This window comes from Kitasatospora sp. NRRL B-11411 (genome assembly GCF_000721345.1).
Classification (GTDB): domain Bacteria; phylum Actinomycetota; class Actinomycetes; order Streptomycetales; family Streptomycetaceae; genus Kitasatospora; species Kitasatospora cineracea.
Genome location: NZ_JOGH01000076.1, coordinates 18,227 through 33,098 on the forward strand (window position 1 = coordinate 18,227; position 14,872 = coordinate 33,098).

Genomic DNA, 14,872 nt, shown 5'->3' on the forward strand with positions numbered 1-14,872 from the left:
TTAAAGGGGACTTAACAGCAGCCCGCGAGGGTGTCGTGTTCATGCGACACCCTCGCGCAGCCGGTTCCGAGGCGGCACACTGACCGCCATGACCGGCATCCTCCCCGGCCCGGCCGGACCCGCCAGCACCCCGGCGGGCCCGACCGAGCCCCCGCTCGTCGACCGCGCGCACCTGCTCGCCGACATCCGCACCGCACTCGCCGCCACCGGCGGCGTCCTGCTGCACGGACCGGCCGGCATCGGCAAGACCGCCCTGCTCGACACCCTCGCCCAGGACGCCGGCACGGCAGGCGAGACCGTCCTGCGCAGCAGCCCCACCGCCGCCGAGGCGGACCTGCCGCACCTCGCCCTGATCGACCTCCTCGGCGAGGCCCTCCCCGGCCTCGCCGAGGACCTGCCCGACCACCTGCGCCAGGCCCTGGAGTGCGCCCTGCTCCACCGCGCCCCCCAACCCGGCGCCCCCACCGACCCGTTGGCCGTCCGGGTCGCCGTCCTCGAAGCACTGCGCCGGCTCGCCCAGCGCGGCCCCGTGCTCGTCCTGCTCGACGACACCCAGTGGCTCGACGAGGCCAGCCGCCAGGTCATCGCCTTCGCCGCCCGCCGCCTCACCGACCGGCAACTGCGGATCGCCGTCACCGAACGCACCGAACACGCCGACGCCGCACCCGAGAGGGGTGCCCTCTGCCCGCCCGCCGCCCGCGAGATCCCGGTCGGCCCGCTCGGCGAACGCGGCACCGGCGCCCTGCTGCGCGAACGCCTCGGCCTGCGCCTGAGCGGCCTCACCCTCACCCGGGTGCACGCCGTCAGCGGCGGAAACCCCTACTACGCACTGGAGTTGGGCCGCTCACTGGCCGCCGGCGGCGGCGAGAGCGCGCTCGCCGCCGACCCCGCCCGCCCGCTCGACGTCCCGCACCGGCTGCGCGCCCTGGTCTCCGCCCGGCTCGGCGAACTCCCCGACCCCGCACGGCAGTCGCTCACCGTCCTGGCCGCCGCCCGGACCGGCACCGGCCTGCCCGCCACCGTCACCGAACCGCTCGCCGCCGCCCGCCGCCACGGCATCGTCCAGCAGACCCCCGCCGGCACCCCCCAGTTCAGCCACCCCCTGGTCGCCGAGGTGGTCCTCGCCGACGCCGCCCCCGAAGCGCTGCGCGCCGCCCACCGGCTGCTCGCCGAACTCACCGCCGACCCGGTCGAACAGGTCCGCCACCAGGCCCTCGCCGCCGACGCCCCCGACCCGCGGCTCGCCTCCCGGCTGCACCGCGCCGCCGACACCGCACTCACCCGCGGCGCCCCCGGCACCGCCGCCGAACTGCTCCGCCTCGCCGCCGAACACACCCCCGACCCCGACACCGCCGGACGCCGCCTGCTCGCCGCCGCCCGCAACGCCGCCGCCGCCGGCCTGCCCGACCTCGCCCGCGCCTGCGGCGAACGCCTCGCCGACGCCCCCGCCGCCGACGTCCGGGTGCACGCCCGCCTGCTGCTCGCCCGGCTGCTCGGCCCCGACCACCCCGGCGCCGAACCCCTGCTCGCCGCCGCCGCCGAGGACACCGGCGGCCACCCCGCGCTCACCGCCGCCGTCCACCAGGAACGCGCCGTCCGCGCCCTGCACCACGGCGACCGGGCCGAAGGGCTCGCCGAACTCGCCACCGCCGAGAAGCACGCCGACCACGCCGACGACCCCGACCTGCTGGTCGAACTCCTCGCCCAGCGCGCCCCGTTGACCCTGCTCACCGACCCCGCCCTCGGCCTCGCCCAACTCGAACGCGGCTGCCGCCTCGCCGCCGGCCGGCCCCCCACCGCCGCCGCCGTGTTCTGCCGCGAAGGACTCGCCGTCGCCGCCCTGCGCAGCGGCGACCTGCCCCGCGCCGTCGCCGAGGTCGAAGCCCTGCGAGCCGAGGTCGAGGCCGCCGGGCGCACCGAGGACCTCGCCAACGTCCTCTACATCGCCGCCTCCGTCTACGAGCGGGCCGGCCGCTGCACCGAGGCGTACGCCGCCGGCCGCGCCGCCCACGACCTGCGCGAACGCATCGAACCCAGCCCCGGCCCGGCCCGCGTCCTCGGCGGCGCCGCCGAACTCAACGGCGGCACCGCCGACCGCGCCGCCCAGCTCCTCGACTCCGCGATCCGCGCCGCCGAGAGCGACCACGACCGCGAATGGCTCTCCTACGCCCACGGCCTGCGCGGCCGGGTCGAACTCCTGCGCGGCAACCACCCCGCCGCCGCCGAGCACCTCACCCGCTGCCTGCACCTGCTGCGCCGGATGGAGTTCACCGACCCCTCGCTCTTCCTGGTCGACGCCGACCTGACCGAGGCGCTCGCCCTCTCCGGCCGCCCCGAGGAGGCCGCCGCCACCCTCGCCGACGCCCGCGACCGCGCCACCCGGCTCGGCCGCGACGTGCTCACCCTGGGCCTGCACCGCGCCGAGGCCCACCTCACCGCCGCCGCCGACCCCCGCCGCGCCGCCGACACCCTGCGCGCCCTCATCCCCGACACCCACCCCTACCCCCTCGAACTCGCCCGCGCCCACCTCGCGCTGGGCGCCCTGGAGCGCCGCGCCCGCCGCCGGGCCGCCGCCCGCGCCGCCCTCCAGGAGGCCCACACCCGCTACGCCGCGGCCGGCTGCCTGCCCTGGCAGCAGCACGCCGCCGCCGCCCTGGCCGCCCTGGACGCGCTGGAGGCCGACCCCACCCCCATGCAGCAGCAGATCCTCGCGCTGATCCGCTCCGGCGCCACCAACCGGGAGATCGCCGCCCGCCTCCACCTCTCGGTGAAGGCGGTCGAAGCCAACCTGACCCGGCTCTACCGCCAGTACGGCGTCCGGGGGCGGGCCGAGCTGGCCCGCCACCGGGACTGACTGTCGGTCAACTGCCCTGCTCTCAGCCGACCTTGACGTCGTCGATCAGGAAGATGGTCGACAGTGCGGCGTCCTCCTGCCCGGCGAAGGACAGGTTCACCGTCTGGCCGGCGAAGGCGCTCAGGTCGACGCTCTTCTGCACGTACCCGGCCGAGGCGTTGGCGTTGGAGTACGTCTTGAGCGTCTGCCCGTTCACGTTCACCTTGAGCGTGTCGTAGGCGGTGGTGCCGGTCTCCTGGGTGGTGACCTTGAGCCAGAAGGTCAGCTTCGGGCTGCCGGCGGGCACCGCGACGTTGCTCTGCGAGAGGGTCTCGCTGGCGGTGGAGCCGTAGCCCATCATCCAGGCGTACCAGGAGCCGCTGTGGGCGGCCTGCTGGGTGGAGTTGGTGATGTCGTTGGCGCTCTGGGTCCAGCCGGTGGCGCCCTGTTCGAAGCCGCCGTTCGCCAGCGCGTTGCCCCCGGGCGGCGGGGTCGGCGTCGAGGTGGGGGTCGGCGTGGGGGTGGGGGAGGGCGACGGGTTGCCGGTGCCCGGGTCGGGCAGCGCGGTGCCCAGCGAGACGGCGGCCCACGCCTTGGAGACGATGTACCGCTCCTGCGAGTTGGCGCCGTACAGGTCGGCCGCCGCCTGCAGGGTCGCGGTGCGGGCCGCGTTGTAGTCGGTGGTGGAGGTCATGTAGGTGGTCAGCGCGCGGTACCAGATCGCCGCGGCCTTGTCCTTGCCGATGCCGCCGAAGCTGTCGCCGTTGCACGGCGCCCCGTCGTGCGGCAGCCCGCCGATGGTCTTGGGGCTCGTCCCCTCGGCCGTCAGGTAGAAGAAGTGGTTGCCGATGCCGGAGGAGTAGTGGACGTCCACCGACCCCGCGTTCGAGCTGTAGCAGGACAGCGAGGACCCGTCGAGCGACGGGTTGTCCATCCGGCGCAGGTAGCCGTTGCCCATGTTGAGCTTCTCGCCGATGTAGTAGTCGCCCGGGTCGGACGGGTCGTTGGCGTAGAACTCCACCATGGTGCCCATGATGTCGCTGGTCGACTCGTTCAGGCCGCCGCTCTCGCCCGAGTAGTTGAGGTTGGCGGTGGCGGCCGTGACGCCGTGGGTCATCTCGTGGCCGGAGACGTCCAGCGCGGTGAGCGGGGTGTTGCCGTTCTGCGAGGAGCCGTCGCCGAAGGACATGCAGAAGCAGGAGTCGTCGTAGAAGGCGTTCAGCAGCTGGTTGTCCACGTGGACGTAGGCCGGGGCGCCGCGGCCGTCGTTGCGGATGCCGGAGCGGTTGAACGTGCTCTGGTAGAAGTCCCAGGTCTTGGCCAGCCCGAAGGAGGCGTCGACGGCGGCGCTCTCCCGGTTCGCGGCGGTGCCGTCGCCCCAGTTGTCGCTGCTGTTGCTGAACGCCTGCGCGTTCTGCGCCGGGTTCGACTGCGGGCTGTTGTTGGAGTCGTAGACGATGGTGCCGCCGTGCGAGGCGTCGGTCAGCGTGTAGCTGCCGCTGCCGTCCTGGCTGGTCTCGATGGTGACCTGCCCGACGTTCACGCCGTCGCCGCTGCCCGAGACGCCCTGCTCCAGCTCGTACTGGTCCAGCACCGCGCCGCTGCCCGCGTCCACCAGCACCGCCTCGCGGGACGCCGCACCCGCCTGCCCGGTGCCCGTCACGGTCGTCCGGTACGCCAGCACCGGGGCGCCGTGCGCCGTCGCCCACACCACCAGCTGGCTGCCGTCCCGGTCGGTGGCGTGCGCCTGCTTGACGTGCTTGGCACTGCGGGCGGCCGCCGCCGAGGCGTCCTGCCCCGACAGCTTCGGCGTCACCCCGGCCAGCCGGATCGCGCCCTCGTGCGCCCAACTCGTCGACGTGACCCTGCCGTTCTTCGCGTAGTGCACCACCAGGTCGCCGCCGACCACCGGCAGCCCGCGGTAGGTGCGGTCGTAGCGCACGTGCCGGGCCCCGTCGTTGTCGACCAGCACGTCCTTGGCCACCAGGCGCTCGTCCGGCCCCAGGCCCAGGGCCTTCGCCGCCGCGTCGGCCTCCCGGCCGGCCCGGTCCATGGCCGCGGCCCGGTCCGAGGCGCTCATCGCCCGGAACGCGGAGCCGTTCGAGGTGCCACTGCTGGCCAGCGCGACACCCTGCGAACTCGCCACCACGGCACTGCCCAGGGTGAGGGCCGCCGCGACAGCCACCGCCAGAGCGGTCTTGCGGTTCATCGCAATTCCTCCTGCCGAGCCCGGTCGATGGGGGAGGCCGACGGCCCCGATGGGTGCGGGACCGCGGCCGGTGAAAGCTCGGCGGCAGGACGCTAGGACGGGGACGGAACACCGCGACATGCCCCCGACAACGGGCAAGGGAATCGCAAGGGAAAAGCCCCCCGGAACAAGGGCGACCCTCTCCGACGGGCCGTCAGCAAAGCGACGGGAAAAGGGAGTTGAGCGATACGTCAAAGTACCGCGGAAAACGCTCCGGCCACAAGCGCTCTTGGCCCCGGCAATTCCCGGAAGAGGCGCTTGCGGAGGCATCCGGAAATCCGGCGCTTTACCGGAATCGGAGCCGCACCTCCCGTTCCGGGCCGCCGCCTGGCAGGATGGGAGGCATGAGCGACGACGAACGCCGGCGCCCGCTGGCCGACACCACCCCCTTCCCCGACGGCCTGGACGAGCGGCTGCACGCCCAACTCACCTTCCTGGTCGAGGTGGACCGCCTCAAGACGGTGCTGCGGCAGTCCCCGCTCGCCGCCGCCGACCGCCGGGAGAACGATGCCGAGCACTCCTGGCACCTGGCGATGATGGTCACCGTCCTCGCCGAACACGCGGACGAGCCGATCGACGTCGGCCACACCGTCCAACTGGTGCTCCTGCACGACCTGGTGGAGATCCACGCCGGCGACACCCCGCTGTACGACAGCGTCGGCGCCCTCGACCAGGAGGCCCGCGAGGCGGCCGCCGCCGACGAGCTCTTCGCCCTGCTGCCCGCCGACCAGACCCGCCTGCTGCGCGCCCACTGGGACGAGTTCGAGGCCCGCCGCACCCCCGAGGCCCGGTTCGCCAAGGCCATGGACCGGCTCCAGCCGCTCCTGCTCAACTGGATGGCCCGCGGCGGCACCTGGCGCACCCCCGGGGTCACCGCCGACGACGTCCGGGCCCGCAAGTCCGTCATCGCCGACGCCTCCACCCCCCTCTGGGCCGCCGCCCGCCGCTTCATCGACGAGGGCGAGGCCCGCGGCTGGTCCCGCCCCGGCAGCTGACTTCCTGCCCGCTCCCGGGGCGGGTCGGGCGGACCCCGTCGGGTTCAGACCCGGTCGAGCGGGCGGTGCGGTTCGGGCGGCAGCGTGACGGTGATGCCGTCGCCGGGGCGGATCTCGCCGCCGGAGCGGACCACGCCCATGATCCCGGCCTTGCGGACCAGCGCCCCGCTGTCGTCCCGCCACACCACCTGCTTGAGCAGCCCGTGCTGGAAGTCGTCGATCTGCGTGCACGGGTTGCGCAGCCCGGTCACCTCGACCACGGCTTCCGCCCCGAACCGCAGCAGCGTCCCGACCGGCAGCCCGAGCAGGTCCACGCCCCGGGTGGTGACGTTCTCGCCCAACTGCCCCGGTGCGACGGTGAACCCGGCCTCCGCCAGCTCCCCGAACAGCTCCTCGTGCATCAGGTGCACCTGCCGCAGGTTCGGCTGCGAGGGGTCCTGCGCGACCCGGGAGCGGTGCTTCACCGTCACCCCCGCGTGCACGTCCCCCTCGACCCCGAGCCCCGCCAACAGGCGGATCCCGTCCCGGTTCGGCTTCGTGAACGAGTACTCCCCGTTCCTGCTGACCGCCACCACGCTCCCGGCCATCCGGACCACCTCTCGTCGTACTGATGCGTACCGATGTTCCGTGCACCCACCCTACGCGCCGCCCCCGGCGGCCCGTCAGGGGGCCTGCTGCGCCAGCCGCTCGCGCAGCGACTTGTGCCGGAACTGGTACACCGAGCCGACCCGGCGCAGCAGGCCCAGCCGGTGCGCCTCGGCGAGGAAGGCCGCGTAGCGCAGCGGGATCCGCCCGGCGGCGGCCAGGACCAGCCGGGCCAGCGTGTACGCGCCCCACTGGGAGGCCAGGACGACCGCGGCGGCCGCCGAGAGCCCGGCGCCCAGGGCCTGCCACGGCGGCGGCGGGTCCAGGCCGGTGGACAGCATCGCGTACCACGCCCAGCCCGCGGCCGCACCCACGGTGAGTGCCCGCCGCCGCCCGCCGCGCAGCGCCGCGGCGGGGCTGCTCTGCCGCTTGGCCGAGACCACCCGGGCGGTCCGCCGGAGCCAGGCCCGGCCGGCGAGCAGCAGCAGGACGGCGAGCCAGCCCAGCAGGAGCGCGGTGCTCGCGGTGCCGAGCGCCCGCGCACTGCCCGGTACCCAGCGCCGGACGGGCAGTGCGGCGAGGACCAGCGCGGGGCAGCCCAGCACGAGGGCCGCGGTCCGGACGGCCCTCGTGCGGGGGGAGTGCGGGGACGGGCGCCGGGCCCGGGCCCAGCTCTCGTACCCGCCGCTCGCCAGTCCCAGCAGGGCCCCGGAGGTCACCGTTGCCGCGGCGGACAGCACGGGGTGCGCGGACCGGTCGCCCAGGGCGATCACGGCGCACGCGGCCAGGAAGAGCAGGACGGCGAGGAACCGGGACCACCGGCGGGCCATCACGGGGCGGGTCAGCCGCCAGTACAGGCGCCACCAGGCGAGGTCGGGTTCGTCGTGCGCGGCGAGGCCGCCGAGCGTGCGGGCGGCGTGCGGGGCGAGGGTGGGGACCAATCGGTCGAGCAGGTGGCGGGTGAGCGACTCCCGGTCGGGGAAGCGCAGCAGGTCCGCCGGGTCGGCGCCGGGGCGGCCGTGCACCTCGCGGGCCAGCGACAGCAGCAGCGGGTTGGCGAGCGCGCGGGCGACCGGCCCGGTCGGGTGACGGGCGATCTCGTCCAGGACGGGCTGCCAGCGGTCGAGCTGCTGGGGCCCCGCGTGGTGGCGCAGCGCCTCGCCGACGCCCGCGGCCGGAATCGGCCGGCTCCGCAGCGCCGTCGACGCGTGCAGGACGCGGGACTGCCCGGCGGCGCGGCGGTACTCCTCGGCGCGGCTGGTGAGGACCAGCGGATCGCCGGGCGCCAGGCTCCGGTTGAGCGCCCGGAGCGCGTCGGCCTGGTGCTCCGGCGGCAGTTCGTCGAAGCCGTCCAGGACGGGCAGCAGGCGGCGTTCGGCGAGCAGCCGGGCCACCGGCACGGTCGGGTAGTCCTTGGTGAGCCGTTCGGCGAGCCACTCCCGCAGGGGCTGCTTGCCGGGCTCCCAGGAGGCGAGCGGGACGAGCACCGGCACCGGGTCCTCGGGGCCGAGCCGGTCGATCAGCCGGAGCAGCAGCAGGACGGCCAGCGAGGTCTTCCCGGACCCGGCGCCGCCGAGGACGACCAGACGGCGTTCCGGCAGCGCCAGGAACATCTCGGCGATTTCGGCGGGCCCGGTGTGCACCGTCGCGGGCCGGTCGCCGGCCAGCTCCGGGTGGTCGGCCAGCCGGTGCTCGGTGCGCCAGGGCACCGGCAGCGGCAGCGGTCCGAACAGCCCCCGGGCGGCGGCCTCGGCGCGCCACTGCCCGCCGACGAGGCCGGCCAGCCGCCGGGCGTCCGGGTCCGGTTCGGGGAGCGGGGCGGCGGGCACCGTCAGGTCGATCCGGCCGACGGACCCGGCCTGGACGACGTTCCGGGCCTGCCCGCCGGAGAATTGATTGTGCGTCAACCGTCCCCCTGCGGCGAAGCGCTGTCCGAAACCGAGCCCATCGTACGCCCGGGCCCGGCCGCGGGGTCCTGCGGCAGCAGCCGGGTGCCCGGGGGGAGGGAGTCGGTGCGGTCGGCCTCGTGCAGGTAGGCGAGCAGGGCCTCGCGGAAGGCGCTCGCGGCGTGGGTGAGCGGCAGGTCGCGGCCGTGCGCGACGGCGATGGTGCGGCCGAGGCCGGGCGGGGCGAAGGGGGTGGTGGGGAGCTGGGAGCTGGCGGCGACCATGCCGGGGACGACCGCGGGGCCGAGCCCGGCCCGGACGGCGGCCAGCACGGCGTCCATCTCGCCGCCCTCGACGGCGTACGTGGGCTCGAACCCGGCCGCCCGGCAGGCCGCCAGGGTGGTCTCGCGCACGTCGTAGCCCTCCCGGAACATCACCAGGTCCCGGCCGCGCAGGTCGGTGATCCGGGCCCGGGCGCGGGGGAGCGGCTCGGCGGAGACCAGCACCAGGTCCTCGTGCAGCAGCGGGGTGACGGCGAGCGGCGCGGCCGGCGGCGAGGCCGGGGTGATGACCAGGGCGAGGTCGAGCCCGCCGGCCTCCAGGTCGCGGACCAGGTGCCGGGAGCCGCCCTCGGTGAGGTGCAGGTCGACGCCGGGGTGCCGGGCCCGGTACGCCCGCAGCACCTCGGGGACCAGGCTGCCGCAGAGCGAGGGCGGGGCGCCGAAGCGGACCCGGCCCCGGCGCAGCTGGACGGTCTCGGCGACGGCCCGCCGGGCGCTGTCGGCGTCGGCCAGGATGCGCCGGGCCAGCGGCAGCAGGGCCTGCCCGGCGTCGGTGAGGGCCGTCCCGGCCCGCGAGCGGTGGAACAGTTCGGCGCCCAACTCCCGTTCCAGGGCCCGGATCTGCTGGGAGAGCGAGGGCTGCGAGACGTGGCTGAGCTCGGCGGCCCGGGTGAAGTGCCGGGCGTCGGCGACCGCGATGAAGTAGGCGAGCTGCTGCAACTGCACACCAGCCATCATAGGCACTGCCTATCGTGACCGGCGCTTCCATGTCTTGGACACCCCCGACGCGTCCGGCTTACGGTCATGGTCATGGCTCCCGCTACCCGGGCGAACCGGGTGAACCAGACGAACCGGACCCCCGTCCCCGGCCGGCACCCGTCCTCACTGGCAGCGCTGTGGCGCAGCTCCGTCGGCAAGAAGGCCGTGATGGCGGTCAGCGGGCTGATGATGCTGGCGTACCTGGTGGCCCACATGCTCGGCAACCTCAAGGTGTTCTTCGGCCCGGCGGACATCAACGGCTACGCGCACTGGCTGCGCACCATCGGCCAGCCCTTCCTGCACCACGGCTGGTTCCTCTGGCTGGCCCGGGCCGGACTGCTGGCCGCGGTGGTCGCGCACGGCACCGCCGCCTACCAGCTCTCCCGCCGCGACCTCAAGGCCCGCCCGGTGAAGTACGTCCACCAGCGGCAGCGGGCCACCTACGCGACCCGGACGATGCGCTGGGGCGGGGTGATCCTCGGGCTGTTCGTGGTCTGGCACATCCTCGACCTGACCACCCTCACGGTGAACCCGGCCGCCGAGGAGGGCCACCCGTACCAGAACATCGTGGCCTCGTTCTCGACCTGGTACTCGGGCGCGATCTACTGCCTGGCGATGCTGGCGCTGGGCCTGCACGTGCGGCACGGCTTCTGGAGCGCCGCGCAGACCCTGGGCGTCAACAACCCGCGCCGCGACCGGGCGCTGAAGCTCGGCGCGAACGCGCTGGCGCTGCTGCTGACCGCCGGGTTCCTGTCGGTGCCGGTGGCCGTGATGGCCGGACTGGTCCGGTGAACCCGGTGAACCCGGTGAACCCGGTGAACCCCGCGCCGCAACCGCCGAACCCACCGCACCCGTCGAACCCCCAACACCCCACCGGGAGCCCGGGAATGAGCTACCTCGACTACACCCTCGGTGCGCCCGTCGCCGACACCGCCGCCCCCGCCGGGCCGATCGAACAGCGCTGGGAGCGACGGCGGTTCGAGGCCAAGCTGGTCAACCCGGCCAACCGCCGCAAGCACACCGTGATCGTGGTCGGCACCGGCCTGGCCGGCGGCGCGGCCGGCGCCACGCTGGCCGAACAGGGCTACCACGTCGTCCAGTTCTGCTTCCAGGACTCCCCGAGGCGCGCTCACTCGATCGCCGCCCAGGGCGGCATCAACGCGGCCAAGAACTACCGCAACGACGGCGACTCGGTGCGCCGGCTGTTCTACGACACCGTTAAGGGCGGCGACTTCCGGGCCCGCGAGTCCAACGTGCACCGCCTGGCCGAGGTCTCGGTGGAGATCATCGACCAGTGCGTGGCCCAGGGCGTCCCGTTCGCCCGCGAGTACGGCGGCCTGCTCGACACCCGCTCCTTCGGCGGCGTCCAGGTCTCCCGCACCTTCTACGCCCGCGGCCAGACCGGCCAGCAGCTGCTGCTCGGCGCCTACCAGGCGCTGTCCCGGCAGGTCGCCGCCGGGAACGTCGAACTGCACCCGCGCACCGAGATGCTCGACCTGCTGGTGGTCGACGGCCGGGCCCGCGGCATCGTCGCCCGCGACCTGGTCACCGGCGAGATCCGCTCGTACACCGCGGACGCCGTGGTGCTCGCCACCGGCGGCTACGGCAACGTCTTCTACCTCTCCACCAACGCCAAGAACTCCAACGCCACCGCGATCTGGCGGGCCCACCGGCGCGGCGCCCTGTTCGCCAACCCGTGCTTCACCCAGATCCACCCGACCTGCATCCCGCGCTCCGGCGACCACCAGTCCAAGCTGACCCTGATGAGCGAGTCGCTGCGCAACGACGGCCGGATCTGGGTTCCGAAGGCGAAGGGCGACACCCGCCCGGCGGCGCAGATCCCCGAGGACGAGCGCGACTACTACCTGGAGCGGATCTACCCGGCGTTCGGCAACCTGGTGCCCCGCGACATCGCCTCCCGGGCCGCCAAGGTGGTCTGCGACGAGGGCCGCGGCGTCGGCCCCGGCGGCCAGGGCGTCTACCTGGACTTCGCCGACGCCATCGCCCGGCTCGGCCGGGACGCCGTCGAGGCCAAGTACGGCAACCTGTTCGAGATGTACGAGCGGATCACCGCCGAGGACCCGTACACCGTCCCGATGCGGATCTACCCGGCGATCCACTACACGATGGGCGGGCTCTGGGTCGACTACGACCTGCAGACCACCATCCCCGGCCTGTTCGCGATCGGCGAGGCCAACTTCTCCGACCACGGCGCCAACCGGCTCGGCGCCAGCGCCCTGATGCAGGGCCTCGCCGACGGCTACTTCGTGCTGCCGCCCACCCTCAACGACTACCTGGGCCGCACCAAGCTCGCCGCCGTCCCCGCCGACCACCCCGAACTCGCCGCCGTGGAGGCCGAGTCCGCCGACCGGCTGAACCTGATCCTGGCCGTCGACGGCGACCGCACCCCCGACTCCTTCCACCGCGAACTCGGCGAACTCCTGTGGGAGGAGTGCGGAATGGCCCGCGACGAGGCCGGACTGCGCCGCGCGCTGGGGCGCATCCCGCAGATCCGTGCCGAGTTCTGGCGCCGGATCAAGGTGCCCGGCACCGGCGAGGAGCTCAACCAGGCGCTGGAGAAGGCCAACCGGCTGGTCGACTACTTCGAACTCGCCGAACTCATGTGCCTGGACGCGCTGCACCGCGCCGAGTCCTGCGGCGGCCACTTCCGCACCGAGTCCGCCACCCCCGAGGGCGAAGCCGCCCGCCGCGACGAGGAGTTCGGCTACGCCGCCGCCTGGGAGTTCACCGGCACCGGCGAAGCCCCCGTCCTGCACCAGGAAGAGCTCGTCTTCGAGCACGTCCACCCCACCCAGCGGAGCTACGCGTGAACCTCACCCTGCGCATCTGGCGCCAGCAAGGCCCGGACACCCCGGGCGAGATGACCGAGTACCGGGTCTCCGGCATCAGCGAGGACATGTCCTTCCTGGAGATGCTCGACACCCTCAACGAGGAACTCATCCTGCGCGGCGAGCGCCCCGTCGCCTTCGACCACGACTGCCGCGAAGGCATCTGCGGCGCCTGCGGCATGGTCATCAACGGCCAGGCCCACGGCCCCGAACGCACCACCACCTGCCAGCTCCACATGCGGCACTTCACCGACGGCGACACCATCGACGTCGAACCCTGGCGGGCCGGCGCCTTCCCCGTCGTCCGCGACCTGATGGTCGACCGCTCCGCCCTCGACCGGATCATCGGCTCCGGCGGCTACGTCACCGCCCCCACCGGCTCCGCCCCCGAGGCGCACGCCACCCCCGTCCCCAAAGAGGCCGCCGACCTGGCCTTCGAGCACGCCGAGTGCATCGGCTGCGGCGCCTGCGTCGCCGCCTGCCCCAACGGCTCCGCGATGCTGTTCACCGCCGCCAAGGTCGTCCACCTCAACGTCCTCCCGCAGGGCGCCCCCGAACGCGCCTCCCGGGTGCGGAACATGGTCGGCGCCATGGACGACGAGGGCTTCGGCGGCTGCACCAACACCGGCGAGTGCGCCACCGCCTGCCCCAAGGGCATCCCGCTGTCCGGCATCGCCCGCCTGAACCGCGAGTTCCTGCGCAGTTGAGCGGCTGCGGAGCCCGAATGGTCCTCCCCGCCGATCTTCTGACGCATCGTCAGATGCCGCGCGGGGAGGACGGCGGCCACGGCCCCGGGCCCTTCACGATCCGGATCGCCGGCGCGGTCTCCAGGTGCCGCAACCCGGCAGCGCCGCCACCCGGCAGCGCCGCCACCTCCGACCTCGCCAAGGGGCGCTCCATTCAACCTTCCTGACGTACCGTCAGACCTTCGGGAGCGCGTCGAGCCAGCCGGTCAGCAGCTCGTTGACCTCCGCGGGGCGCTCCTGCTGCACCCAGTGGCCGCAGCCCTCCAGCAGGTGGGCGCCGGCCAGCGCGGGCAGCGTGCGCGGGAAGGCGTCGATCGCCTCGGCCATCCAGGTGGTCGAGGCGTCCCGCGTCCCGCCGACGAACAGCGCGGGCTGCTCCAGCGGCCGGCCCGCCAGCTCGGCCAGCTCCGCCCAGTCCCGGTCCATGTTCCGGTAGCGGTTCAGCGCCCCGGTCAGGCCGGTGCGCTCGAACTCGCCCGCGTAGACGTCCAGATCGGCCTCCGACAGCCAGGCCGGCCGCACCCCCCGCGGGAACCGCTCGCGCAGCGTCCCGCCGTCGGCCCGGGAGACGAAGTGCGGATCGGGCGCGTCCGCCCCCGGCATGGTGTCCGCCGACAGCGCCGCGAAGAACCCCGCCAGCCAGCCCCGGACGTCCGGCTCGATCTCCGCCTCCGCCCGCCCCGGCCGCTGGAAGTACGAGACGTAGAACTCCTCCGGCCCGCCCATCCCCGCGAACACCTCGCTCGGCCGCGGCCCGCCCGGCGGGGCGTACGGCACGCTCAGCAGCCCCACCGCCCGGAACACCTCCGGGTGCAGCAGCGCCGACGCCGCCGCGATGTTCGACCCCCAGTCGTGCCCGACCACCACCGCCGTCTCCTCGCCCAGCGCCCGCACCAGCGCCAGGTTGTCCGCCACCAGCTCCCGCATCCGGTACGCCGCCGGATCCGCCGGCCGGGACGAACGCCCGTACCCGCGCACGTCCAGCGCCACCGCCCGGTACCCGGCCCCGGCCAGCGCGGGCAACTGGTGCCGCCACGAGTACCAGGACTCCGGGAACCCGTGCACCAGCAGCACCAGCGGCCCGTCCCCCTGCTCCACCGCGTGCAGGCGCCCGGCGGGCCCGGCGACGGTCCGGTGCGTGGCCGCAACCGGCGCACCGGGACGGCGAGTTGACTGCGAAGCGGACATGGCGAATCCTCCAACGAGCGGAACGGCGGCGAGAACACGTCGATCATGCGCCGCCCCCGCCCGCCGGGGCGACTACCCTTGCCGAACTGGCAACACCGCAGCTGGGAGGAGTGGCCGCAATGACCGGAACCACCGGACCGAACGGGCCCGCCGGACTCGACGGACCTGGCGGACCTGGCGGACCTGACGGGCCCGACGGGCTCGGTGGATCGCACAATCCGGGCGGGGCGGGCGCACCCGGCGGGACGGACCCCTCCGGCGGGCCGGACGGGCAGCAGGACGTGGACCGTCTGCTGGCCACCATGGGCCCGCGGCTGCGGGCCGCCCGCGCCCGGGACGGCCGCAGCCTCGGCGAGGTCTGCCGGGCCACCGGCCTCGCCCCCAGCACGCTCTCCCGGATGGAGAACGGCCGCCGCAAACCGACCCTCGAAGCCCTGCTGCTGCTCGCCCGGGAGTACCGCGTCCCGCTCGACGAACTCGCCGGCACCGCCCCCGCCCGCCC

General features: G+C 74.6%; 12 protein-coding genes. 6 read left to right on the top strand and 6 right to left on the bottom strand.

What is annotated here, in order from left to right; translation table 11 throughout:
- Positions 1–88: 88 nt before the first annotated feature.
- Positions 89–2,854, top strand: coding sequence for a LuxR family transcriptional regulator (locus tag IH44_RS0127100; RefSeq protein ID WP_030462358.1), 2,766 nt, complete (start codon positions 89–91; stop codon positions 2,852–2,854).
- A 22-nt stretch (positions 2,855–2,876) separates the two neighbouring features.
- Here the strand turns inward: IH44_RS0127100 and IH44_RS0127105 are convergent, their stop codons facing one another.
- Positions 2,877–5,042, bottom strand: coding sequence for a M4 family metallopeptidase (locus tag IH44_RS0127105; protein WP_030462359.1), 2,166 nt, complete (start codon positions 5,040–5,042; stop codon positions 2,877–2,879).
- Between the two features lie 383 nt (positions 5,043–5,425).
- Here IH44_RS0127105 and IH44_RS0127110 point away from each other — a divergent pair, with 383 nt between their 5' ends.
- Complete coding sequence (locus IH44_RS0127110; RefSeq protein WP_030462360.1) at positions 5,426–6,076, top strand: HD family hydrolase; 651 nt, start codon at positions 5,426–5,428, stop codon at positions 6,074–6,076.
- 44 nt (positions 6,077–6,120) lie between these two features.
- Here IH44_RS0127110 and IH44_RS0127115 read toward each other — a convergent pair whose 3' ends face one another.
- From IH44_RS0127115 to IH44_RS0127125, 3 genes are all read right to left on the bottom strand, one after another.
- Positions 6,121–6,663 (bottom strand): MOSC domain-containing protein, encoded by a 543-nt coding sequence (locus IH44_RS0127115; RefSeq protein WP_030462361.1) that lies wholly within the window; start codon positions 6,661–6,663, stop codon positions 6,121–6,123.
- Between the two features lie 75 nt (positions 6,664–6,738).
- Positions 6,739–8,568, bottom strand: coding sequence for an NACHT domain-containing protein (locus IH44_RS43115; protein WP_030462362.1), 1,830 nt, complete (start codon positions 8,566–8,568; stop codon positions 6,739–6,741).
- The gene (locus IH44_RS0127125) at positions 8,565–9,554 is read right to left on the bottom strand and encodes a LysR family transcriptional regulator (RefSeq protein WP_051817370.1); all 990 of its coding nucleotides are present in this window, start codon (positions 9,552–9,554) and stop codon (positions 8,565–8,567) included. Before IH44_RS0127125 ends, IH44_RS43115 begins: the two co-directional genes overlap by 4 nt.
- An 84-nt stretch (positions 9,555–9,638) precedes the next feature.
- Here IH44_RS0127125 and IH44_RS0127130 point away from each other — a divergent pair, with 84 nt between their 5' ends.
- The 3 genes from IH44_RS0127130 to IH44_RS0127140 all read left to right on the top strand — a co-directional run bounded on the left by IH44_RS0127130 (position 9,639) and on the right by IH44_RS0127140 (position 13,143).
- A complete protein-coding gene (locus IH44_RS0127130) occupies positions 9,639–10,379 on the top strand; it encodes a succinate dehydrogenase cytochrome b subunit (protein WP_030462364.1) in 741 nt (246 codons plus the stop codon).
- Between the two features lie 95 nt (positions 10,380–10,474).
- Complete coding sequence (locus tag IH44_RS0127135; RefSeq protein WP_030462365.1) at positions 10,475–12,418, top strand: fumarate reductase/succinate dehydrogenase flavoprotein subunit; 1,944 nt, start codon at positions 10,475–10,477, stop codon at positions 12,416–12,418.
- Complete coding sequence (locus IH44_RS0127140) at positions 12,415–13,143, top strand: succinate dehydrogenase/fumarate reductase iron-sulfur subunit (protein WP_030462366.1); 729 nt, start codon at positions 12,415–12,417, stop codon at positions 13,141–13,143. The genes IH44_RS0127135 and IH44_RS0127140 overlap by 4 nt, the downstream gene beginning before the upstream one ends.
- Before the next feature lie 49 nt (positions 13,144–13,192).
- Here the strand turns inward: IH44_RS0127140 and IH44_RS49200 are convergent, their stop codons facing one another.
- Positions 13,193–13,324, bottom strand: coding sequence for a hypothetical protein (locus IH44_RS49200; RefSeq protein WP_255358122.1), 132 nt, complete (start codon positions 13,322–13,324; stop codon positions 13,193–13,195).
- 32 nt (positions 13,325–13,356) lie between these two features.
- On the bottom strand, positions 13,357–14,370 hold the full coding sequence (locus IH44_RS0127150; protein ID WP_051817371.1) for an alpha/beta fold hydrolase: 1,014 nt from the start codon (positions 14,368–14,370) through the stop codon (positions 13,357–13,359).
- 281 nt (positions 14,371–14,651) lie between these two features.
- On the opposite strand from IH44_RS0127150, the gene IH44_RS47405 reads away from it, so the two are divergent.
- The coding region (locus IH44_RS47405; protein ID WP_030462368.1) for a helix-turn-helix domain-containing protein at positions 14,652–14,872 on the top strand (221 nt) is incomplete at its 3' end.

Coding starts and splice junctions, on each gene's coding strand:
- IH44_RS0127100 (WP_030462358.1), top strand. CDS start 89: ATGACCGGCATCCTCCCCGGCCCGGCCGGACCCGCCAGCACCCCGGCG.
- IH44_RS0127105 (WP_030462359.1), bottom strand. CDS start 5,042: ATGAACCGCAAGACCGCTCTGGCGGTGGCTGTCGCGGCGGCCCTCACC.
- IH44_RS0127110 (WP_030462360.1), top strand. CDS start 5,426: ATGAGCGACGACGAACGCCGGCGCCCGCTGGCCGACACCACCCCCTTC.
- IH44_RS0127115 (WP_030462361.1), bottom strand. CDS start 6,663: ATGGCCGGGAGCGTGGTGGCGGTCAGCAGGAACGGGGAGTACTCGTTC.
- IH44_RS0127130 (WP_030462364.1), top strand. CDS start 9,639: ATGGCTCCCGCTACCCGGGCGAACCGGGTGAACCAGACGAACCGGACC.
- IH44_RS0127135 (WP_030462365.1), top strand. CDS start 10,475: ATGAGCTACCTCGACTACACCCTCGGTGCGCCCGTCGCCGACACCGCC.
- IH44_RS0127150 (WP_051817371.1), bottom strand. CDS start 14,370: ATGTCCGCTTCGCAGTCAACTCGCCGTCCCGGTGCGCCGGTTGCGGCC.